Origin of the sequence: Streptococcus infantis, from assembly GCF_047463655.1 — a bacterium.
Taxonomy (GTDB): domain Bacteria; phylum Bacillota; class Bacilli; order Lactobacillales; family Streptococcaceae; genus Streptococcus; species Streptococcus infantis_Z.
In genome coordinates, this window is record NZ_JASHDM010000001.1 from 207,136 (window position 1) to 231,467 (window position 24,332).

Annotated in this window: 19 protein-coding genes; 18 read left to right on the forward strand and 1 reads right to left on the reverse strand. The window is 38.5% G+C overall.

The window, feature by feature from the left end; translation table 11 throughout:
• The first annotated feature begins 77 nt into the window (after positions 1-77).
• From QM877_RS01025 to QM877_RS01110, 18 genes are all read left to right on the forward strand, one after another.
• Entirely contained in the window at positions 78-554 is a 477-nt protein-coding gene (locus tag QM877_RS01025) for a PTS sugar transporter subunit IIA (protein ID WP_414317289.1), read from the forward strand.
• Positions 555-593: 39 nt separating this feature from the next.
• Positions 594-899: a PTS sugar transporter subunit IIB gene (locus QM877_RS01030; RefSeq protein WP_000590576.1), complete on the forward strand. Its 306-nt coding sequence runs from the start codon at positions 594-596 to the stop codon at positions 897-899.
• Positions 900-943: 44 nt separating this feature from the next.
• Positions 944-2,419 (forward strand): PTS galactitol transporter subunit IIC, encoded by a 1,476-nt coding sequence (locus QM877_RS01035; RefSeq protein WP_414317290.1) that lies wholly within the window; start codon positions 944-946, stop codon positions 2,417-2,419.
• 103 nt (positions 2,420-2,522) lie between these two features.
• Positions 2,523-3,416, forward strand: coding sequence for an aldose 1-epimerase family protein (locus QM877_RS01040; RefSeq protein ID WP_414317291.1), 894 nt, complete (start codon positions 2,523-2,525; stop codon positions 3,414-3,416).
• A gap of 258 nt (positions 3,417-3,674) precedes the next feature.
• Entirely contained in the window at positions 3,675-4,100 is a 426-nt protein-coding gene (gene lacA / locus QM877_RS01045) for a galactose-6-phosphate isomerase subunit LacA (protein ID WP_000029277.1), read from the forward strand.
• A gap of 148 nt (positions 4,101-4,248) precedes the next feature.
• Positions 4,249-4,764: a galactose-6-phosphate isomerase subunit LacB gene (gene lacB, locus QM877_RS01050; protein ID WP_001216925.1), complete on the forward strand. Its 516-nt coding sequence runs from the start codon at positions 4,249-4,251 to the stop codon at positions 4,762-4,764.
• Between the two features lie 10 nt (positions 4,765-4,774).
• Positions 4,775-5,704 (forward strand): tagatose-6-phosphate kinase, encoded by a 930-nt coding sequence (locus QM877_RS01055; protein ID WP_414317292.1) that lies wholly within the window; start codon positions 4,775-4,777, stop codon positions 5,702-5,704.
• A 1-nt stretch (position 5,705) separates the two neighbouring features.
• Positions 5,706-6,686 (forward strand): tagatose-bisphosphate aldolase, encoded by a 981-nt coding sequence (gene lacD / locus QM877_RS01060; protein WP_414317293.1) that lies wholly within the window; start codon positions 5,706-5,708, stop codon positions 6,684-6,686.
• A 235-nt stretch (positions 6,687-6,921) separates the two neighbouring features.
• Positions 6,922-7,758 carry a PRD domain-containing protein gene (locus QM877_RS01065; protein ID WP_414317294.1) on the forward strand — a complete coding sequence of 279 codons (837 nt, stop codon included), beginning with the start codon at positions 6,922-6,924 and terminating at the stop codon, positions 7,756-7,758.
• 35 nt (positions 7,759-7,793) lie between these two features.
• The gene (locus QM877_RS01070; protein WP_060955786.1) at positions 7,794-8,111 is read left to right on the forward strand and encodes a PTS lactose/cellobiose transporter subunit IIA; all 318 of its coding nucleotides are present in this window, start codon (positions 7,794-7,796) and stop codon (positions 8,109-8,111) included.
• Positions 8,111-9,802 (forward strand): lactose-specific PTS transporter subunit EIIC, encoded by a 1,692-nt coding sequence (locus tag QM877_RS01075; RefSeq protein WP_414317295.1) that lies wholly within the window; start codon positions 8,111-8,113, stop codon positions 9,800-9,802. Before QM877_RS01070 ends, QM877_RS01075 begins: the two co-directional genes overlap by 1 nt.
• Positions 9,803-10,084: 282 nt before the next feature.
• Positions 10,085-11,491, forward strand: a complete 1,407-nt coding sequence (gene lacG, locus QM877_RS01080; RefSeq protein WP_414317296.1) for a 6-phospho-beta-galactosidase — start codon at positions 10,085-10,087, stop codon at positions 11,489-11,491.
• 42 nt (positions 11,492-11,533) lie between these two features.
• Complete coding sequence (locus QM877_RS01085; RefSeq protein WP_075231579.1) at positions 11,534-11,788, forward strand: DUF3884 family protein; 255 nt, start codon at positions 11,534-11,536, stop codon at positions 11,786-11,788.
• Positions 11,789-12,104: 316 nt separating this feature from the next.
• The gene (locus QM877_RS01090; RefSeq protein ID WP_414317454.1) at positions 12,105-14,627 is read left to right on the forward strand and encodes a pneumococcal-type histidine triad protein; all 2,523 of its coding nucleotides are present in this window, start codon (positions 12,105-12,107) and stop codon (positions 14,625-14,627) included.
• 286 nt (positions 14,628-14,913) lie between these two features.
• Entirely contained in the window at positions 14,914-15,843 is a 930-nt protein-coding gene (locus QM877_RS01095; RefSeq protein WP_315639053.1) for a metal ABC transporter substrate-binding protein, read from the forward strand.
• Positions 15,844-15,850: 7 nt separating this feature from the next.
• Positions 15,851-18,454: a pneumococcal-type histidine triad protein gene (locus QM877_RS01100; RefSeq protein ID WP_414317297.1), complete on the forward strand. Its 2,604-nt coding sequence runs from the start codon at positions 15,851-15,853 to the stop codon at positions 18,452-18,454.
• A 153-nt stretch (positions 18,455-18,607) separates the two neighbouring features.
• Positions 18,608-19,537, forward strand: a complete 930-nt coding sequence (locus tag QM877_RS01105; protein WP_414317298.1) for a metal ABC transporter solute-binding protein, Zn/Mn family — start codon at positions 18,608-18,610, stop codon at positions 19,535-19,537.
• Positions 19,538-19,544: 7 nt separating this feature from the next.
• Entirely contained in the window at positions 19,545-23,051 is a 3,507-nt protein-coding gene (locus tag QM877_RS01110) for a pneumococcal-type histidine triad protein (protein WP_414317299.1), read from the forward strand.
• Between the two features lie 35 nt (positions 23,052-23,086).
• Here the strand turns inward: QM877_RS01110 and pepT are convergent, their stop codons facing one another.
• Positions 23,087-24,310: a peptidase T gene (gene pepT, locus QM877_RS01115; protein ID WP_414317300.1), complete on the reverse strand. Its 1,224-nt coding sequence runs from the start codon at positions 24,308-24,310 to the stop codon at positions 23,087-23,089.
• Between the last annotated feature and the right edge of the window lie 22 nt (positions 24,311-24,332).

Sequence of the window (24,332 nt, forward strand, 5' to 3'; positions counted from 1 at the left end):
ACAACAAAAAAGATTGACAACGGTTTCATATAGTGTTATACTTATACCATAAAAGTTAAATATGAAGGGAGAAGGTCATGGGATTAGATCATTTCTTTGACAAAGACTTAGTGTTTTGCTTAGAAGCGGATAATCAAGAACAACTCTTTGATCAGGTTGCAACTTTATTAGAAGAACGTAAAATTGTTACGGATACTTATCGATTGGCTTTGATTGAACGTGAAAAGTCATTTCCAACAGGTTTAGATATGGAATTTTTAGGGAAGGACTTGCCAAACGTAGCGATTCCTCACACTGATACCATTCATAACCTTACTGAAAATGTAGTTGTAGTACGTTTAGAGAAGCCAGTTACATTTCACAATATGATTGCTCCTGATAAGGAAGTAGAAGTGTCATTATTGTTCTTTATCATCAACAATTCAAGTTCAAGTCAAACAAATATTCTTGCACAGTTGATGGACTTCTTTACAGGCAATGGTCATCTTGAAGCACTATCTAAGATTACGGAACCTGAAGCCTTGTTCCAATATATCTCAGAAGCGACTGCTTAATTTGTTAATAATTTTTATATAAAAACGGAGGAAATCCAAATGATTAAAATTCTTGCTGCTTGTGGTGCAGGTGTTAACTCAAGCCACCAAATTAAAAGTGCTCTTGAAGAAGAACTTTCTAACCGTGGGTACGATGTTCAATGTGATGCCGTTATGGTAAAAGATGTCAATGAAGACTTGATTAAAGGTTATGATATCTTCACACCAATCGCTGCTACTGATTTAGGTTTTGAACCAGGTATTCCAGTTGTTGAAGCAGGACCAATCTTGTTCCGTATTCCAGCTATGAGCGCTCCAGTCTATGACAATATTGAAGCAGCTATCAAAGAACATGGTCTAAGCTAATTATTACTTTGTAAATATTCCATAAAAATAAAGGGAGGAAAATTATGGATATCATTATCAATCTGGCCAACGATTTCTTTAAACCTATCTTGGCTATGGGTGGCCCAATCATCATGCTGATCATTTTGACAGTATTGGCCTTGCTTTTCGGAGTGAAATTCTCCAAAGCACTTGAAGGTGGTATTAAACTTGCCATCGCGCTTACAGGTATCGGTGCGATCATCGGAATGCTTAACGGAGCTTTCTCAGCTTCTCTTGCAAAATTCGTTGAAAATACTGGTATTCAATTGAACATCACCGACGTTGGTTGGGCACCACTTGCTACAATCACTTGGGGTTCTGCCTGGACACTTTACTTCTTGCTTGTGATGTTGATTGTCAACATTGTCATGCTTGCAATGAAGAAAACTGATACACTTGACGTCGATATCTTTGATATCTGGCACTTGTCTATCACTGGTCTTTTGATTAAATGGTACGCTGACAACAATGGAGTTAGCCAAGGAGTTTCACTCTTCATCGCGACTGCAGCAGTTGTCCTTGTTGGGGTTCTTAAAATCATCAACTCTGACTTGATGAAACCAACATTTGACGACCTTCTTAACGCACCAAGTTCATCACCAATGACTTCAACTCACATGAACTACATGATGAACCCAGTTATCATGGTTTTGGATAAGATTTTTGATAAACTCTTCCCAGGTCTTGATAAATTTGACTTTGACGCTGCTAAATTGAATAAGAGAATCGGTTTCTGGGGATCTAAATTCTTCATCGGTTTCATCCTTGGTATCGTTATTGGTTTGATGGGAACTCCACATCCAGTTGCTGGAGTAGAAGATGCATCTTCATGGGAACTTGTTATTAAAGGTTGGTTGTCACTTGGTTTGACTGCCGGTGTCTGCTTGGAGCTCTTCTCATTGATCGGTTCATGGTTCATCGCAGCCGTAGAACCACTTTCACAAGGTATTACAAACGTTGCTACTAAACGTCTTCAAGGACGTAAATTCAACATCGGTCTTGACTGGCCATTTATCGCTGGTCGTGCTGAAATCTGGGCTTGTGCCAACGTACTTGCACCAATCATGTTGGTTGAAGCTGTGCTTCTTTCAAATGTCGGAAATGGTATCTTGCCACTTGCTGGTATCATCGCAATGGGTGTAACTCCAGCTCTCTTGGTAGTTACTCGTGGTAAATTGCTCCGTATGATTATCTTCGGAACACTCTTGTTGCCACTCTTCCTTCTTTCAGGTACACTTATCGCACCATTCGCAACTGAACTTGCTAAAGGTGTAGGTGCCTTCCCAGAAGGTGTAAGCCAAACTCAATTGATTACTCACTCAACTCTTGAAGGACCAATCGAAAAACTATTTGGTTGGGCAATTGGTAATGCTACAACTGGTGATATCAAAGCTATCCTTGGCGCATTAGTATTCCTAGTATTCTACGTTGGTATCTTTGCATGGTACAGAAAACAAATGATTAAACGTAATGAAGAATACGCAGCAAACGCAAAATAATTCGCTCCTAAAAATGTAAATTGTAAAAACTAGGTTGTCAGTTTCCAAATCTGGAGTCGACAGCCTAGTTTTTTTAGGGCTTAAATAAATGGAGGTAATTCTAATGATTGAATTAAAAACAGAACAGTTAAGTGTACAGTTTCAAACTTTTGGTGGTGCACTTTCTTCGATAAAAGACAAAGATGGAATTGAGTATTTGTGGCAAGGAGATCCAACTTACTGGAGTGGACAAGCACCTGTTCTATTTCCAATTTGTGGATCTGTTAGAAATGATACTGTATTGTATGATCAAGAAGATGGTAGTCAAGTAAAAGGTAAAATCCCACGTCATGGTCTTGTACGGAAAAAAGATTTTGAATTAGTGGATCAAACGGATAACTCGGTTACTTTTGCTATTGAAGATGATCAAGAAATGTATGAGAATTATCCATATCATTTTCGCTTAGAAATAACTTATACAGTTACTGGAAAGACTATTCGTACACAGTATCAAGTTACTAATAAGGAAACAGATAAAAAGATGCCTTACTTTATTGGTGGACATCCAGGCTTTAACTGTCCTTTATTTGATGATGAAACCTATGAAGATTATTATCTTCAATTTGAAAAAGCTGAAACATGTACAGTTCCGAAACCATTCCCAGAAACTGGAATGTTAGATTTTCAAGATAGAAGTGCCTTCTTAAAAGACCAAAAAGAATTAGATCTAAATTATGATTTCTTTAGCTATGATGCTGTGACATTAGATGAATTAGCCTCTCGCTCTGTTTCTTTAATGTCACGCAAGCATGAAAAGGGATTGAAACTAGACTTTAAAGAGTTTCCAAACCTCATCGTTTGGTCAACGCTTAATAAAGGTCCTTTCCTTGCTCTGGAACCTTGGTCAGGTTTGTCAACTTCACTCGAAGAGGGCGATCATCTAGAAGATAAGAAAAATGTTCGAATCTTAAATCCAGCTCAAAGTGATCAAATTGGTTTTGATATAGAAATTTTCTAAAAAAATAAACAAAAACAAACACAAACTGTTGACTCTTTTAAACAATAGTAGTATATTATGTTTAGAAAGAACAATTTGTGTTTGTTTTGACAAGTTATTCTTCCAATTTCTCCAAGGAGAAGTTACTAAGAGTGAATAGATGATTCATTCTTAATCTAAAATAGTCAACAAAACTACTAGTAACTATTTGGTGATGGTCATTTTCTTTCCAGAACCAAAAAATTTTTACTGGTCTATTATAAAAAAGGAGTATACAATATGTCTATTGTTATTGGTGCAGATGCTGCAGGTTTGAGATTGAAAGAAGTCGTTAAAGATTTCTTGGAAAAAGAAAACTTCCACGTTGTGGATGTTACAGCTGAAGGTCAAGACTTCGTTGATGTAACTCTTGCAGTTGCTGCAGAAGTAAACAAAGAAGAACAAAACCTTGGTATTGTCATTGATGCTTATGGTGCAGGTCCATTTATGGTTGCAACTAAAATCAAAGGAATGGTTGCTGCAGAAGTATCTGACGAACGTTCAGCTTATATGACTCGTGGCCACAACAACTCACGTATGATCACTATGGGGGCACAACTTGTTGGTGATGAATTGGCTAAGAACATCGCTAAAGGCTTTGTAAATGGTAAGTATGACGGTGGTCGTCACCAAATCAGGGTCGACATGTTGAACAAAATGTGCTAATACTCTTCAAAAATCAAGATAATCTGTCGTCAGCTCACTTTAGCTAACCTCAGTTATGCTCGCAGCTCGCTTCCTAAGCTAATCTTGATTTTTCTTGAGTAAGGATAAATGATATTAGATTTATATAATTAATCGGAGGGAATAACTAATGAGAATTGCAATTGGATGTGACCACATCGTAACAAATGAAAAAATGGCGGTTTCAGAATTTTTGAAATCAAAAGGACATGAAGTCATCGACTTTGGTACTTATGACCACGCTCGTACACACTACCCAATCTTTGGTAAAAAAGTTGGTGAAGCAGTAGTTAGTGGCCAAGCTGATCTTGGTGTATGTATCTGTGGTACTGGTGTAGGTATCAATAACGCTGTTAACAAGGTTCCAGGTGTTCGTTCTGCTTTGGTTCGTGATATGACAACAGCTCTTTATGCAAAAGAACAATTGAATGCCAACGTTATCGGATTTGGTGGTAAAATCACTGGTGAGTTGCTCATGTGTGATATCATTGAAGCTTTCATCAATGCTGAATACAAACCATCTGAAGAAAACAAAAAATTGATCGCTAAAATCCAACACGTTGAAACTCATAACGACCATCAAACGGATGCCAACTTCTTTACAGAATTCCTTGAAAAATGGGATCGCGGTGAATACCACGACTAAGAGGTGACCTATGATTTTAACAGTCACAATGAACCCATCCATTGATATTTCCTATCCTTTGGATGAATTAAAAATTGACACTGTCAACCGTGTTGTAGATGTTACGAAAACGGCTGGTGGTAAAGGTCTTAACGTTACTCGGGTCCTATCAGAATTTGGTGACTCCGTAGTCGCAACAGGACTTGTCGGTGGTAAACTTGGCGATTTTTTAGTAGAAAATATTGATGATAAAGTAAGCAAACGTTTCTTCTCTATTCAAGGTGAAACCCGTAACTGTATCGCAATTCTACATGGAGAAAACCAAACAGAAATCCTAGAAAAAGGTCCTGAAGTTCAAGAAAAAGAAGGTCAAGATTTCTTGGCTCATTTCAAAGAACTTTTAGAGACTGTAGAGGTAGTGGCCATTTCAGGTAGTCTACCAGCAGGACTTCCAGTGGATTATTATGCTAGTCTGGTTGAACTTGCTAACCAAGCTGGTAAACCTGTTGTCTTGGACTGTTCAGGAGCTTCACTTCAGGCGGTTCTTGAATCTCCACATAAGCCAACAGTTATCAAACCAAATAATGAAGAATTGTCTCAACTTTTAGGAAGAGAAATTTCTAAAGATTTGGATGAATTAAAAGAGGTTCTTGAAGAGCCCCTATTTGAAGGAATTGAGTGGATCATCGTTTCTTTAGGTGCTAATGGTGCCTTTGCTAAGCACGGAGATACTTTCTATAAAGTAGATATTCCAAGAATCCAAGTTGTAAACCCAGTTGGATCTGGTGATTCTACAGTAGCAGGTATTGCTTCAGGATTGTTCCATAAAGAATCTGATCAAGAACTGTTGATCAAGGCAAATGTCCTTGGTATGCTTAATGCTCAAGAAAAAATGACTGGTCATGTCAATATGGCTAACTATCAAGGTCTATATGACCAATTAATTGTAAAAGAGGTATAAAATGGTTTTAACAGAAAATAAACGCGCTTGTATGCAAAAACTCTCTAATGAGAATGGTATCATCTCAGCTCTTGCTTTTGACCAACGTGGTGCTTTGAAACGCCTTATGGCTCAATACCAAACAGAAGAGCCAACAGTAGCTCAAATGGAAGAACTTAAAGTCTTGGTAGCGGATGAATTGACAAAATACGCTTCATCTATGCTTCTTGACCCTGAATACGGACTTCCTGCAACAAAAGCTTTGGATAAAGAAGCTGGTCTTCTTCTTGCATATGAAAAAACAGGATATGATACTTCAAGTACAAAACGTTTGCCTGACTGTTTGGATGTTTGGTCTGCAAAACGTATCAAAGAACAAGGTGCAGATGCAGTTAAATTCTTGCTTTACTACGATGTAGATAGTTCAGATGAATTGAACCAACAAAAACAAGCTTACATCGAACGTGTTGGTTCTGAATGTGTTGCCGAAGATATTCCTTTCTTCTTGGAAATCTTGGCTTATGATGAAAAGATTGCTGATGCAGGTTCTGTAGAATATGCGAAAGTAAAACCTCGTAAAGTTATCGAAGCTATGAAAGTATTCTCTGATCCACGTTTCAACATCGACGTATTGAAGGTTGAAGTTCCAGTAAACGTGAAATATGTTGAAGGATTTGGTGATGGAGAAGTCGTTTACAGCCGTGAAGAAGCAGCTGCTTTCTTCAAAGCTCAAGACGAAGCGACTAACCTTCCTTACATCTACTTGAGTGCAGGTGTATCCGCTAAACTCTTCCAAGAAACTCTTGTCTTTGCCCACGAATCAGGTGCAAACTTCAATGGTGTTCTTTGTGGACGTGCAACATGGGCTGGCTCAGTTGAAGCTTACATCAAAGACGGTGAAGCAGCAGCTCGCGAATGGCTTCGTACAACTGGATTTGAAAACATTGATGAACTCAATAAAGTACTTCAAACAACAGCTACTTCATGGACTGAACGTGTCTAAATTTTCCCCCTTTTATGTCCTAAAACCCTAGCAAAAAAACTTTTAAAAAAAGTTGTATGTAAAGGTTTACAAAATAAAAATCTTGTGCTATACTTAAGTCACAAGTTAATACAAAGTGAGTGTTACTAAGTAATATTAGGCATGATCACAGATGACTCAGATGTATATTTTTTGAGTTCATTTGTGGTCATTTTTTATGCTCACAAAACTTAAATAATAGGGCAAGGAGGTTGCCATGTATCGGATATTAAATCCAATGAATAACAATGTTTCTCTCGTGCGGAATAGCAAGGGAGAGGAGTTGATCGTAATTGGTAAGGGTATTTCGTTCGGTAAGAAGAAGGGAGATTTGATTTCTGAGGATCAGGTTGAAAAAGTTTTTCGGATGAAAACAGAAGAGTCGCGAGAAAACTTTATGGCTCTTCTCAAGGATGTACCGCTTGATTTTATTACGGTCACTTATGAGATTATTGATAATCTTTCTAAAAAATATCAATATCCTGTCCAAGAGTATCTATACGTCACTCTGACAGACCATATCTATTGTTCTTATCAGGCTATTAGCCAAGGACGCTATAAGGATAGTAATTTGCCTGATATTTCTGCAAAATATCCTATCGCGTTTCAAATTGCACAAGAAGCTTTTGAAATTTATCGTCAAAAACTGACAGAAAATTTTCCTGAAGACGAAATCATTCGTATCGCTTATCATTTCATAAACGCCGAAGGTGAGAATGAAGTCGAAGTTGTTGAGTCAATTGATAAGAGAAAGGAAATTTTAAAGAGAGTCGAAAGCGTTTTGAAGAGTTATAAAATCCAGCGAACACCTGAAAATAATAATTTCTACGACCGCTTTATGATTCATCTAAATTATTTTTTGGATTATCTGGATCGTAGTCGCAATGATAATCAATCCTTGCTCGATATGGAAGAACATATAAAGAATACCTATCCAGAAGCATTCGAGATTGGTAGTAAAATTTATGAGGTCATTGCTCAGGAAACTAGTCTTGACCTCTACAAGAGTGAACGAGTTTATCTTGTTCTACACATCCAACGTTTATTGTCATAACGCTTTACTAAAAAATATATAAGGAGAATTCTATCATGAATAGAGAAGAAGTAACATTGTTAGGTTTTGAAATCGTTGCCTATGCAGGTGATGCTCGTTCAAAATTATTGGAAGCTTTGAAGGCTGCTGAAGCTGGTGATTTTGCGAAAGCAGAAGCTCTTGTTGAAGAAGCAGCAGGTTGCATTGCGGAAGCTCACAAAGCGCAAACATCTATGCTTGCTCAAGAAGCTGCAGGGGAAGAAATTCCATACAGCATCACAATGATGCACGGACAAGATCACCTGATGACAACAATTTTGCTAAAAGATTTGGTGCATCATTTAATTGAACTTTATAAAAGAGGAGCTAAATAATGAATAAGTTAATTGCCTATATCGAGAAAGGGAAGCCTTTCTTTGAAAAACTATCTCGAAATATCTATCTTCGTGCTATTCGGGATGGATTTATCGCAGGAATGCCAGTCATTCTCTTCTCAAGTATTTTTATCTTGATTGCTTTTGTTCCAAACTCTTGGGGCTTTAAATGGTCTGATGAAGTAGTAGCACTTTTGATGAAACCTTACAGCTACTCTATGGGGATTCTAGCAGTCTTGGTAGCTGGTACCACTGCTAAATCTTTAACGGACTCCGTCAATCGTAGTATGGAGAAAACCAACCAAATCAACTATATGTCAACGCTACTGGCGGCTATTGTTGGTTTGCTGATGTTAGCAGCTGACCCAATCGAGGGTGGCTTTGCGACAGGATTCCTTGGAACAAAAGGGTTGCTTTCAGCCTTCCTGGCAGCTTTTGTAACTGTAGCTATCTATAAGGTTTGTGTTAAGAACAACGTTACTATTCGCATGCCTGACGAAGTTCCACCGAATATCTCACAAGTCTTTAAAGACGTTATTCCGTTTACGCTTTCAGTTGTTTCTCTTTATGCTCTTGACTTGCTCGCTCGTCAATTTGTTGGTACAAGCGTTGCAGAATCAATCGGTAAGTTCTTTGCACCTCTTTTCTCAGCAGCAGACGGTTATCTTGGTATTACAATTATCTTTGGTGCTTTTGCCTTCTTCTGGTTTGTCGGTATTCACGGCCCATCTATCGTTGAACCTGCCATTGCAGCGATTACATATGCAAATGCCGAAGTCAACTTGAACCTTCTTCAACAAGGTATGCATGCTGATAAGATCCTTACATCTGGTACACAAATGTTTATCGTCACTATGGGTGGTACAGGAGCAACTCTTGTAGTTCCATTCATGTTTATGTGGTTGTGTAAGTCGAAACGAAATCGTGCTATTGGACGTGCTTCAGTAGTTCCTACATTCTTCGGTGTAAATGAACCAATCTTGTTTGGTGCACCACTTGTTTTGAACCCAATCTTTTTTATTCCATTTATCTTCGCACCTATTGCAAACGTATGGATCTTTAAGTTCTTTATTGAAACACTTGGCATGAACTCATTTACTGCCAACCTTCCATGGACTACACCAGGACCTCTAGGTATTGTTCTTGGTACAAACTTCCAGTTCTTGTCATTTGCTCTTGCAGCCTTGTTAATCGTAGTGGATATTGCAATCTACTATCCATTCCTTAAAGTTTATGACGAACAAATTCTTGAAGAAGAACGTTCTGGTAAAGTCAACGATGAATTAAAAGAAAAAGTTGCCGCAAACTTCAATACTGCTAAAGCGGATGCTATCCTTGAAAAAGCTGGAGTAGAATCAGCACAAAATACAATCACTGAAGAAACCAACGTACTCGTTCTCTGTGCAGGTGGAGGAACAAGTGGTCTTCTTGCCAACGCCTTGAACAAAGCAGCAGCAGAATACAATGTTCCTGTTAAGGCAGCCGCTGGTGGCTATGGTGCTCACCGTGAAATGTTGCCAGAATTTGACCTTGTTATCCTTGCTCCTCAAGTAGCTTCAAACTATGAGGACATGAAGGCTGAAACTGATAAATTAGGTATCAAACTGGCTAAGACAGAAGGTGCACAGTACATTAAATTGACACGCGATGGACAAGGTGCTCTAACATTTGTTCAGGCTCAATTCGATTGATGATAGGGACTGTAAAACAGTCTCCTATCATCACGGAAATCGCTATGGCGAATTTCCTAATCGCCTTGTTAATTCGTCGGTAAAAAAATATCGTTTTTACCTCCTCATGTCACAATTCTACTGACCTTGAGGACTGTAAAAGAGTCTCCGGATTATATATTTGTTTTCCCCCTTTATGTCACTATTTGGTGACTTTGTACAAGAAGTGAGACGGAGATGGATAGCTCACTAGCTCCTCTCCGCTCGCTTTTCATTTTATCCAATCAAGAAATAGGTGAAAAAATGACAAAAACACTTCCTAAAGATTTTATTTTTGGTGGCGCAACAGCGGCTTATCAAGCAGAAGGTGCTACACATACAGATGGTAAAGGACCAGTTGCATGGGATAAATATTTAGCTGATAACTATTGGTATACAGCTGAACCAGCGAGTGACTTCTATCATAAATATCCAGTAGATTTGCAGTTGGCTGAGGAATATGGGGTAAACGGTATCCGTATTTCTATTGCTTGGTCACGTATTTTTCCAACAGGTTATGGTGAAGTAAATCCAAAAGGGGTAGAATTCTATCATAAGTTATTTGCTGAATGTCATAAACGTCATGTGGAACCGTTCGTAACTCTTCACCACTTTGATACACCTGAAGCTCTTCACTCAAATGGAGACTTCTTGAATCGTGAGAATATCGAACACTTTGTAGATTATGCTGCCTTCTGTTTCGAAGAATTTCCAGAAGTAAACTACTGGACAACCTTTAATGAAATTGGTCCAATCGGTGACGGTCAATACTTGGTCGGTAAATTTCCACCAGGTATTCAATACGACCTTGCCAAAGTATTCCAATCTCACCACAATATGATGGTTTCACATGCTCGTGCTGTCAAACTCTACAAGGATAAAGGCTATAAAGGTGAAATCGGTGTTGTTCACGCCCTTCCAACTAAGTATCCATTAGATCCTAAAAACCCTGCAGACGTTCGTGCAGCTGAGTTAGAAGATATCATTCACAATAAATTTATCTTGGATGCTACATACCTTGGACACTATTCAGATGCAACAATGGAAGGTGTAAACCACATTTTATCAGTAAATGGTGGTAGCTTGGATCTTCGTGACGAAGACTTTGCAGCGCTTGAAGCAGCTAAAGATTTGAATGACTTCCTCGGAATTAACTACTATATGAGCGATTGGATGGAAGCCTTTGATGGTGAAACTGAGATCATCCACAACGGTAAAGGGGAAAAAGGAAGCTCTAAATACCAGATCAAGGGTGTTGGTCGTCGTGTAGCTCCTGACTATGTACCTCGTACTGACTGGGACTGGATTATCTATCCTCAAGGATTATACGACCAAATCATGCGCGTGAAAAAGGATTATCCAAACTACAAGAAAATCTACATCACAGAAAACGGACTTGGATACAAAGATGAATTTGTCGATAACACTGTTTACGATGATGGACGTATTGATTATGTGAAACAACACTTGGAAGTTATTTCAGATGCCATTACTGATGGAGCAGTAGTCAAAGGCTACTTCATCTGGTCACTCATGGACGTCTTCTCTTGGTCAAATGGTTATGAAAAACGCTATGGCCTCTTCTATGTGGACTTTGAAACGCAAGAACGCTATCCGAAGAAATCAGCTCACTGGTACAAAAAACTAGCTGAGACCCAAGTGATTGAATAGTACAACTAGTTATTAGGTATAGAATTTAAGCGAGGAAAGTTTATGCTAAAAGATTTTATCAAATCAATCTATGAAAAAGTTTATATTATTAACTTTGAACATTGCTCTCATGTACCATCCTTGACCAAGGAGCAACTTGCAAGTCTTGGAAAATGGTATGTCTCGACGGGTAAGGAGTGGATTTGTCATTCAGACTATGAATTTGAAGAATTTCAAAAGCTATTTTTAAATTTTGTCAACGCAGAAGATAAGGATAACATTTCCTTTGTTTCGGATTTTATGCCATTTCAACACTAAAATATTATAAAGAGGAATCTATCTCATACTAGGGGATATTCCTCTTTTTTATCTAGATTTTACCTGAAAGACAAAAAAATTCTTGACAGATTTATGTGATAGGAGTAAACTATTAACTAGTTAAATAACTGGTTAAGTACATAAAGAGGTAACTCACTCGCTCAAATCTTGTTAGATAAATAGAAAATAGAAGGAGGAGTTTTAAAAGTGATTTCGTTTTTCAGTTGTATGCTTAACCAGTTAAGGAAGTTCTTTAGGAAAAAGTGTAGTTCTTTATTTAACGAATAAATGAAATAGAAAGTGTGTTTAGATGAAAATCAATAAAAAATATGTTCTTGGTTCCGTAGCTCTTTTAGCCTTAAGCCTTTCAAGTTATGAATTGGGGCGTTACCAAGCGGTACAGACTAGCAAAGAGTCTAATCGTGTGTCTTATATAGAAGGGAATCAGGCTAGTGCTAAGACTGAAAATCTGACGCCAGATGAGGTTAGTCAGCGAGAAGGTATTAATGCTGAACAGATTGTCGTTAAGATTACCGATCAAGGCTACGTAACTTCACATGGGGACCATTATCATTACTTTAATGGCAAGGTTCCTTATGATGCTATTATCAGCGAAGAACTTTTGATGAAGGATTCGAATTATCAACTTCGAAATGAGGATATTGTCAACGAAGTCAAGGGTGGTTATGTCATCAAGGTTGATGGTCGCTATTATGTATACCTCAAAGATGCATCCCATGCAGAAAATATTCGTAGTAAGGATGAGATCAATCGTCAGAAGCAAGAACACGGACATGGTAGTGGAACAAAAGTTAGCAATGAAGTTACCCTAGCAAGGGCTCAGGGACGTTATACAACGGATGACGGCTATGTTTTTAATGCAAGTGATATTATCGAGGATACTGGCGATGCTTACATCGTTCCACATGGCAATCACTTTCATTATATTCCAAAGAGTGACTTGTCTGCCAGTGAATTAGCTGCAGCTCGAGCCTTCTTATCTGGTAAAGGTAGTCAAACAAGCTCAGTTGGGTATCGTCCGTCAATAAATTCTTCTAGCAGTAGCTCATCAGAGGCATCGAATAGTAGTTCATATGGACAAACAAATCAAAGTAATGTTGAGACAAATATTAGTAGATGGGCTCCAACTGTTAGCCCACAAGTGGATAATAGTTATCAAGCAAGTCCAAGTGAAGATGTATCTAGTCTCTTGAAACAACTTTATGCCTTGCCACTCAGCCAACGACATGTGGAATCAGATGGGCTTGTCTTTGATCCAGCGCAAATTACAAGAAAAACTGCGAATGGTGTTGCAGTGCCACACGGAGATCATTACCACTTTATCCCTTATTCTCAAATGTCTGATTTAGAGCAGAGGATTGCGAGAATGATTTCAGTAAAAGGACAAAATAATGGAAACAACAAGCCAGTAAATACCCAAAAGCCAACAAACAGTACAGTTGAACATAAATTTTTAGGAAATTCAATTAAAGCTTATGGAAAAGGTCTGGATGGCAAACCATACGATACTAGTGATGGATATGTATTCAGTAAAGATTCTATCTATTCAGTTGATAAATCAGGCATTATAGCGAGGCATGGAAATCATTTCCATTATGTGGGATTTGGAGAGTTAGAACAATTTGAATTAGATGAAGTTAGCAAGTGGATGAAGGAAAAAGGTCAAGCTAATGATAGTGTTATTCCTTCAGAGAAAATGAATAACGAAGAAAAACCAAAATTTGATTCAAAAAAAGTGACTAGGAAAGTTACCAAAGATGGTAAAGTTGGTTATGTTCTTAAAGAAAACGGAAAAGAATATTTCTATTCTCGAGACGAACTTGATCTGACTCAAATTGCTTTTTCTGAACAAGAACTAATGCTTAAGGATCGAGACCATTATCGTTATGATATAGTAGACACAGGGATTAAAGCAAGATTAGCTGTAGATGTCTCAAGTTTGCCGATGCATGCAGCAAATACTACCTATGATACTGGAAGTTCATTCATTATTCCACATATTGATCATATTCACGTTGTGCCTTACTCATGGTTAGAGCCTGATCAAATTGCGACTATTAAATATGTCATGCAACACCCTGAGGTTCGTCCTGAAGTTTGGTCTAAGCCGGGTCACGAGGACTCAGGTTCCGTTATTGCTAATGTGACTCCTCTTGAAAAACGCGCTGGAATGCAGAATTGGCAAATTATCCATTCTGCTGAAGAAGTTCAGAAAGCTCTTGCAGAAGGTCGTTTTGCAACTCCAGATGGTTATATTTTTGATCCGAAAGATGTATTGGCAAAAGAAACTTTTGTATGGGAAGACAAATCATTTAGCATTCCAAGAGCGGGAGGTGGTTCATTGAGAAGTATCACTAAATCCGACTTGTCAGAAGTAGAATGGAAACAAGCACAAGACTTAATAGCAAAAAGAATAAAAGAAAAAGAATCCAAAACTGAAACGTCTACACATCCTAATAAAGAATTAAAACCTGATTCAAACAATCTTAAAAATATTGATAAAAATAAGACTGATGTAGATAAAACAGAGGAGCAACCGAAGAATAATATAGGTGTAAATGAGACTGGTACAACCAACGAAATTCCTTCAGAAAACAAGGTTGAAGATAAAGAAAACTCCAAAGAAGAAAGTGACGATGATTTACCAGACTACGGATTGGATAAAGTAACTTTAAATGAACATATAGAAAAGTTAGCAAAAATTGCACAAATCAATCCTAAGTTTCTAATTTTTCAGCCAGAAGGTGTTCAGTTTTACAATAAAAATGGTGAATTAGTGATGTATGACATTAAGACACTAAAACAAATAAAACCTTAAAATATTTTTATTCATTATAATCTACTCGAAAGGATATTATTCAATTTTTGATTGAATAATGTCCTTTTCTTTGTTAAAAAACTGAAATTTGCTGTCTTAAAAAACGAATCAAGGAGTTCTAAAACAATTAAAAGTCAAATGATAAAAATGACTAGTGAGAACTGATAATGAAATCTAGTTCTCACTTTTTTCATGAAAATGCATAAAAAATATTGACATTTTAAATTTTTAGGAGTAAAATGTTTACCAGTTAATTAAATGGTTAAATACTAGTTAAGGAGTTGTTATGAAAAAAAGAAGTATCCTATGGCTCATGCTTGCCTTCCTTGCTCTCGTTTTAGGAGCTTGTGGACAGAAGATCAGTCAAGATAAGAGTGATGAAACTAAAGGGATGAAAATTGTGACCAGTTTTTATCCTATCTATGCTATGGTCAAGGAAGTATCTGGTGACTTGAATGATGTTCGGATGATTCAGTCAAGTAGCGGAATTCACTCCTTTGAACCTTCAGCAAATGACATTGCTGCCATCTATGATGCAGATGTCTTTGTTTACCATTCTCATACGCTCGAATCTTGGGCAGGAAGTTTAGATCCCAATCTTAAAAAATCTAAAGTTAAGGTTTTAGAGGCTTCTGAGGGAATGACTTTAGACCGCGTCCCAGGGCTAGAAGATGTGGAAGCAGGGGATGGAGTTGATGAAAAAACGCTCTATGACCCTCACACTTGGCTAGATCCTGAAAAAGCTGGCGAAGAAGCTCAGATTATCGCTGATAAACTTTCAGAGGTGGATAGTGAGCATAAAGAAACTTACCAGAAAAATGCGCAAGCCTTTATCAAAAAAGCTCAAGAATTGACTAAGAAATTCCAGCCTAAATTTGAAAAAGCGACTCAGAAAACATTTGTAACACAACATACAGCCTTTTCTTATCTAGCGAAGAGATTTGGACTTAATCAACTTGGTATTGCAGGCATCTCTCCTGAACAAGAACCAAGTCCACGACAACTAACAGAAATTCAGGAATTTGTTAAAACCTATAAGGTTAAAACGATTTTTACAGAAAGTAATGCTTCTTCAAAAGTAGCTGAAACTCTTGTCAAATCAACAGGTGTGGGTCTTAAAACTCTGAATCCTTTAGAGGCAGACCCACAAAATGACAAGACTTATCTAGAAAATCTAGAAGAAAATATGAGTATTTTAGTAGAAGAATTAAAGTGAGGAAAGAATGAAAATCAATAAAAAATATCTAGCTGGGTCAGCAGCTGCACTTGTTTTAAGTGTCTGTGCTTATGAACTAGGTTTGCATCAAGCCCAAACTGTAAAAGAAAATAACCGTGTTTCATACATTGATGGTAAACAACCGAGTCAAAAGGCAGAGAACTTGACACCAGATGAAGTTAGTCAGCGAGAGGGGATTAATGCTGAACAGATTGTCATCAAGATTACGGACCAAGGTTATGTGACTTCTCATGGAGACCATTATCATTACTATAATGGCAAGGTTCCTTATGATGCTATCATCAGTGAAGAATTGCTAATGAAAGATCCGAATTATCAGTTGAAGGATTCAGATATTGTCAATGAAATTAAGGGTGGCTATGTGATTAAGGTAGATGGTAAGTATTATGTCTATCTAAAGGATGAATCACATGCTGATAATGTTCGATCAAAAGAAGAAATCACTCGTCAGAAGCAAGAACACAGTAGTAATCACGGAGGTGGTTCTAATGATAATGCGGTAGTTGTTGCAAGAGCTCAAGGTCGTTATACAACGGATGACGGCTATGTTTTTAATGCAAGTGATATTATTGAGGATACTGGCGATGCTTACATCGTTCCACATGGCAATCATTTCCATTATATTCCTAAAAGTGACTTATCAGCTAGCGAACTTGCTGCGGCCCAAGCCTTCCTATCTGGTAAAGGTGGTCAAACAAGCTCAGTTGGGTATCGACCGTCAACAAATTCTTCTAGCAATAGCTCATCATATGCTTCGAATAGTAGTACATATAGACAAACGAATCAAAGCAATGTTGAGGCAAATACTAGAAGATGGGCTCCAACTGTTAGCCCACAAGTGGATAATAGTTATCAAGCAAGTCCAAGTGAAGACGTATCTAGTCTTTTGAAACAACTTTATGCCTTGCCACTCAGCCAACGACATGTGGAATCAGATGGGCTTGTCTTTGATCCAGCGCAAATTACAAGAAAAACTGCGAACGGTGTTGCAGTGCCACACGGAGATCATTACCACTTTATCCCTTATTCTCAAATGTCTGATTTAGAGCAGAAGATTGCGAGAATGATTTCTGAAAATTATCAAGGAAATCATACTACTGCAGGTGGTAAAGAATTAAAACCAATTCCGACTCCAAGTCTTCCAAATCCAATCCCTGCTCCAGAGCCTACCCCAATACCAAGTCCACAACCTGTACCAAGTCCACAACCTGTACCAAATCCTCAACCAGCTCCAAGCAATCCAATTGATGGAAAATTTGTAAAACAGGCGATTCGAAAGGTGGTTGATGGTTATGTCTTCGAAGAGAATGGAATTTCGCGTTATATTTTTACCAAGGAACTTTCAGCAGAAACTGTTGCAGCCATTGATGATAAACTTGCTAAACAAGAAAGTTTGTCTCATGAGTTAGGAGCTAAGAAAACCAATCTTGTATCTGGTGAACAAAAATTTTACAACAAAGTTTATGATTTACTAGCAACAGTTCATCAAGATTTGATTTCCAATAAAGGGCGCCAGGCTGATTTTGACGCTTTGGATAGACTATTGGAACGTCTCAACGATGAGTCAAGTGATAAGGTCAAGTTAGTTGATGATATCCTTGCTTTTCTAGCGCCGATTCGTCATCCAGAACGTTTAGGAAAACCAAATGCACAAATAGCTTACACAGATGATGAGATTCAAGTAGCCAAGTTGGCAGGCAAGTATACAACAGAAGATGGCTATATCTTTGACCCCCGTGATATCACAAGTGATGAGGGGGATGCCTATGTAACTCCGCATATGAGCCACAGTCATTGGATTAAGAAAGAAAGTTTATCTGAAGCTGAAAGAGCAGCAGGTCAAGCTTATGCTAAAGAGAAAGGTTTGACGCCTCCTTCAACAAATCATCAAAGTTCAGGAAATACTGAAGCTAAGGGAGCAGAAGCGATTTACAATCGAGTAAAAGCAGCTAAGAAGGTACCACTTGATCGTATGCCTTACAATCTCCAACATACTGTGGAAGTTAAAAATGGAAGTTTGATTATACCTCATTATGACCATTATCATAACATCAAATTTGAGTGGTTTGACGAAGGACTTTATGAGGCACCTAAGGGGTATACTTTAGAAGAGCTATTTGAAACTGTGAAGTATTATGTCGAACATCCACACGAACGTCCGCATTCAGATAGTGGTTGGGGTAATGCGAGCGACCATGTTCAAAGAAACCACAATAGTCAAGCTGCTAACAATCAAACAGAGAAACCAACAGAGGAGAAACCTCAGACAGAAAAAATTGAGGAGGAAAAACCTCGCGAAGAAAAACCGAAAAATGAGAAAGCAGAATCTCCAAAACTAAAAGAACCAGAGGAATCAGAAGAAGAATCACCATCGGAACCAGAGGAACCTCAGGTTGAAACTGAAAAGGTTGAAGAAAAACTGAGAGAGGCGGAAGAGTTACTTAAAAAGATTCAGGATCCAATTCTTAAGTCCAATGCCAACGAAACTCTCACAGGATTAAAAAATAACCTGTTATTTGGTTCTCAGGACAACAATACTATTATGGTAGAAGCTGAAAAGCTATTAGTCTTGCTAAAGGAGAGTAAGTAACTATACAACTATTATAGAAGATAAAAAGGGAGCAGAATATGGATTCTGTTCTCTTTTTTATGAAATTGTGTAAAAATTCTTGACATATTTTCTAAATAAAGATAAACTATTTACTAGTTAATTAAATGGTTAAATACTAGTTAAGGAGTTGTTATGAAAAAAAGAAGTATCCTATGGCTCATGATTGCCTTCTTTGCTCTTACCATAGGAGCATGTGGACAAAAGACCAGTCAAGACAAGAGTGATGAAACTAAAGGGATGAAAATTGTGACCAGTTTTTATCCTATCTATGCCATGGTCAAGGAAGTATCTGGTGACTTGAATGATGTTCGAATGATTCAGTCAAGTAGCGGAATTCACTCCTTTGAACCTTCGGCAAATGATATTGCAGCCATCTATGATGCCGATGTTTTTGTCTATCATTCTCATACACTAGAGTCATGGGCAGGAAGTTTAGATCCAAGCCTGCAAAAATCCAAGGTAAAGGTCTTAGAAGCATCTGAAGGTATGACCTTGGAGCGCGTACCTGGCTTAGAAGATATGCAGGCAGGAGATGGGATTGATGAGAAAACCTTGTATGATCCTCATACTTGGTTAGATCCTGAAAAAGTAGCTGAAGAAGCACAGATAATTGCTGATAAGTTATCAGAATTAGACAGTGCTAACAAGGATACCTATCAGAAAAACGCACAAAGTTTTAGTGCTAAAGCTCATGACCTAACTAAGAAATACCAACCCATCTTTGAAAAGGCTAATCAAAAGACATTTGTGACCCAACACACAGCCTTTTCATATTTGGCAAAACGATTTGGACTTAATCAGCTTGGTATTGCAGGGATTTCTCCTGAACAAGAACCAAGTCCAAGACAACTAACAGAAATTCAGGAATTTGTTAAAACTTATAAGATTAAAACGATTTTTACAGAAAGCAATGCTTCATCTAAGGTAGCGGACACTCTTGTCAAATCAACAGGTGTGAGTCTTAAAACCCTCAATCCTTTAGAGGCAGACCCACAAAATGACAAGTCCTACTTGGAAAATTTAGAAGAAAATATGGCTATCTTAGCTGAAGAATTGAAATGAGGAGATTATGAAGATTAATAAAAAATATCTAGCGGGATCTGCAGTGGCCCTTGCCTTAAGTGTCTGTGCTTATGCTTTAAATCAACATCAAGCACCTGAGAAAAAAAATGACAACCGTGTATCCTACGTTGATGGTAAAGAGTCTGAAGCTAAAAAGAATGAAACTCTGACACCAGACCAAGTTAGCAAGAAGGAAGGCATAGAAGCTGAACAGATTGTTACCAAAATCACTGATCAAGGTTATGTGACTTCACACGGCGACCATTTCCATTACTATAATGGTAAGGTGCCTTATGATGCTATCTTTAGTGAAGAACTGGTCATGAAAGATCCAAACTATCAGCTGAAGGATGAAGATATTGTCAATGAGATTAAAGGTGGCTATATCATCAAAGTTGATGGCAAATACTATGTCTATCTAAAAGATGCTAGCCATGCAGATAATGTTCGTACCAAAGACCAAATTGAGCGTCAGAAACGGGAAGGCACATCAGATAGAGGAAATGAAACTAAGGAAGTCCTTGCTGCACGAGCTCAAGGCCGATATACAACGGATGATGGTTATGTCTTTAATGTTGCAGATATCATTGAAGATACAGGTGATGCCTATATCGTTCCTCACGGTGGACATTATCACTACGTTCCAAAGAGTGCACTTTCCTCAAGCGAGTTGGCTGCTGCACAAGCCTATCTGGCTGGCAGGAGAAGTCAACCGAGTGTGACGGACTATAAACCGAATCCAAGTGTCGAACCAAGTCCTCAAGCAGATAACTCAGCTACAAACAAACCAGTAGCTCAAGCGGACGACCTTCAAAGTCTTCTTGCTCAGTTATATGCTTTACCAGTTAGTCAACGCTATCGAGAATCTGATGGTTTGGTATTTGCCCCAGCTAAAATTACCAGTCGTACACCATCAGGGGTGGCCATTCCACACGGTAATCACTACCATTTCATTCCCTATAGTAGTATGTCTGCTTTGGAACAAAAGATTGCTCGTTTGATGCCACTTTCAGGTCTTGTAACACCATCAAATCCTGTAGAAACTCCAAGCAAACCTAGTGGAGATCATGAGCACAACCATGACCATGAAGATGGAGAGAATCATGATCATAACCACCATGGACACGACCAAGAAGAGCCGGGGCATCATGGTCAGGAAGGCGAAGGACAAGGTCATGACCATGACCACAATCATGACAATCCCCACGATCACGGATTCGATACTAATCGTGTTATAAGTGAAGATGAGCAAGGTTTCGTAGTTTCACATGGAGACCACAATCATTATTTTTACAAGAAAGATTTGACGGCTCAACAGATTAAAGAAGCTCAGGAACACTTGAAAGGTAAAACCGAAGTTAAACCTAATCCATCAGATGAGCACCATGATGAAGGCGGGCATGATAACCACCATGGTGAAGACCACGATCATGGATTCGATACTAATCGTGTTATAAGTGAAGATGAGCAAGGTTTTATCGTTTCCCATGGGGACCACAATCATTATTTTTACAAGAAAGATTTGACGGCTCAACAGATTAAAGAAGCTCAGGAACACTTGAAAGGTAAAACCGAAGTTAAACCTAATCCATCAGATGAGCACCATGATGAAGACGGGCATGATCACCACCATGGTGAAGACCACGATCACGGATTCGATGCTGACCGAGTGATAAGTGAAGATGAGGAAGGTTTTGTCGTTTCTCATGGAGATCACAATCACTATTTCTTTAAAAAGGATTTATCAACAGAGCAGATTAAGGCTGCTCAGGAGCACTTGAAGGAACATCATCAGGTAGAACCTGTTAAACCACTTGCAAAAGATGTAGAAGCTTTCTCTCGAGATGCCAGCGATGAAGAAAAGATAGCTTATATCTCTAAAACCTATGGTGTTCCGCTTGAAGCAATCCGAATTTCAAATGGATTCTTTGTATTTGGAAATCCAGACCAGGCTTATGACCCAACTCACATTCACCCTTATGCAGTTCGAAAGGAACACGTTCGCATTCCTCTCCAAACAGGTGATGCAGAGCTTGATTTCCTAAACGAACTCTATACAACTGCTTTACGTGATGGCGTTTCTCCTTATAGTTTGCAGGTTGAAAATGGTAGCTTCGTCATTCCTCACGGTGATCATAATCACTACATCAAAGTACAAACTAAAGGCTATGAAGTGGCTTTGAAACATAAGATTCCTGCCTTGCAATCTAACTACCAACCAGGAGCCTTTGATGAAGCTACTGTTCAAAATAAGGTTGATCAACTTCTAGCAGAAAGTCGTGAAGTCTATAAAGATAAACCAATTTTACAAAGACAAATTGAGCTTGCCTTGGGACAATTCTCTGAAAATATGAAGAAGCTCTCAACCAACTCAACAGCTGGTTATCTGGCTGCTTTAGATCTCTTTGACAAGCAGTATATCCACGTTGACTCTAGTGTAAAACCAACAGAAATCAGTCCTTTAGACAAGAAATATCAAGCTTTAGTAGATAAGATTAATACCTTGGATACGGATGCTTATGGACTTCCTAAAAAGGATCTCTTGGCTCAACTCCAAGAAAATAAATTGGCTCAAGATGAGGCTGGTTTAGATGCAGTTGAAGCTAAACTACAAGCTCTGCAAGATTTTAATGATCGTACTGGTGTTACGACAGTCGAATACATTAAGTATTTCTATCAACATCTGTCAGATGGTCGTTTAAATGACACTCTTAGAAATAAAGTTGCTAACTTAACTTGGACTCTTTATCAGTCACAATCTTTCCTTAAGGCAACTGACTTGAACAAACTCTTCCCTGAAATCTATCAAACAAAATTAGAGGTAGAAGAAGCAGTGAAGAATGAATCAGTTGCTCATAAACCTTCTGAAACGATCCTAGACACTGAAAAAGTGGATGGTCATAGTGCCAAAACGGCAGTCTATGAATTTTTGAAAGGTTTGTTTGATGATATTCAACCTGAGGAACAAAGTAATCATGTTCGAAAAGGTCAAGTAGAAGAACTCTTAACAAAAGCTGAAGAATTAGTAGCTCAAGTCAAAGAAGAGGGAGTTAAAGCTTCACTTGTTGACGAAGTGAAGAATCTGAAAGTTGCCTTTGACAAAGAGGGTGCTGACCTAGATGAATTAAATACGCAAGTCCAAGATCTTCTGAAGCGTATTTCACAGACTATTCAGAATGAACGTGAAAATGCAAACCAAGACCCAGAGGTCATGGCTCTTTATCAACAGCTTTATAACGGTATTATTGCCCTCCATAGCTATCTAGAGATGAATCATGGTTCAGATGCTGACTTTGAAAAAGTAGATGCTCTGTTTGATAAACTAGCAGCAGCTAGCAAAGACAAGCAAGCTCTTCTATCAGTTGCTCAAGAAATCTTAGTATTGAATCAAGAAATTAGAACAAAAGCTGCCCTAGCTGAAACAAACAAAGAATCAGCAAGTGATAAACAAGATGATTCAAGCTCAAAACCTATAGCGGCAACTCCTGAATCAACAGAAAAAGTAGCAGAATAAGCAAAAGACGAAGTAGCAACGCTACCTCGTCTTTTTTAGTCTTTATAAGCTACAATTCCAATAATGGTGTCGACTGCACGTTCCATGGTTTGTAGGCTAACGTATTCAAAACGGCCATGCATGTTTTCACCACCAGCGAAGATATTTGGCGTAGGAATTCCCATAAAGGAAATTTTAGAGCCGTCTGTCCCGCCGCGAATTGGTTCAATAATAGGCGTGATACCTAAATCTTCCATAACGGCCTTAGCAATGGTAATTGGAGTCATATCCTTTTCGATGACTTCCTTCATGTTGTAATATTGGTCTGTCAATGTTAAAGTAACACGATCACTACCAAGTTCTTGGTTCATCTTATCAGCAATAGCTTGCATGGCATCTTTACGCGCTTCGAAGCTTTCTTTTTCGAAGTCACGAATGATGTAGCTGGCACGCGCTTCCTCAACAGTACCTGTTACATCCATGAGATGGTAGAAACCTTGGTACCCCTCAGTCAATTCAGGTCGGTCACCAGCTGGAAGTTGGTTGTGGAAATCAATCGCCAACTGAAGGGCGTTAACCATTTGTCCTTTAGCCGTTCCTGGGTGAACATTACGACCTTGGAAATGGAGTTCAGCACCCGCAGCAGAGAAGGTTTCATACTGAAGTTCACCAAGAGGTCCACCGTCAACTGTATAAGCAAAGTCGACATCGAAATCTTCTGCATCAAATTTATTGGCACCAACACCGATTTCTTCATCAGGTCCAAAGCCAACTCGGATTTCGCAGTGCTTAATTTCAGGATGAGCAGTCAAGTATTCGATAGCTGTCATGATTTCGGCGATACCTGATTTATCATCGGCACCGAGAAGAGTAGTTCCATCAGTTGTAACCAAGGTTTGCCCTAGATATTTCTCTAAGCTCTTGAAATCCGCTGGATCTAGTTTGAAACCAGAATTACCAAGCTCGATAACACCACCGTCGTAGTTTTCAATAACTTGCGGGTTAACACCTTCAGCATTAAAATCCGCTGTATCCATGTGGGAGATAAAACCGATCTTACGAGTCAAACTTGGGTCGTTGGCTGGTAAGGTTCCGATAGCAAAACCGTTTGGTAGATAGTAGACATTTTGCAAACCAACACGTTTCATCTCAGGGATGAGGACATTAGTTGCGAAGTCTACTTGACTTTGGGTACTTGGTGTAGTGGTTGAATGTTCGTCAGAACGTGTATTGACTTTGACATAAGTCAAAAAACGCTCCAACAATGTTGGATATTTCATCGTAACTCCTTTTTTCCTTCTT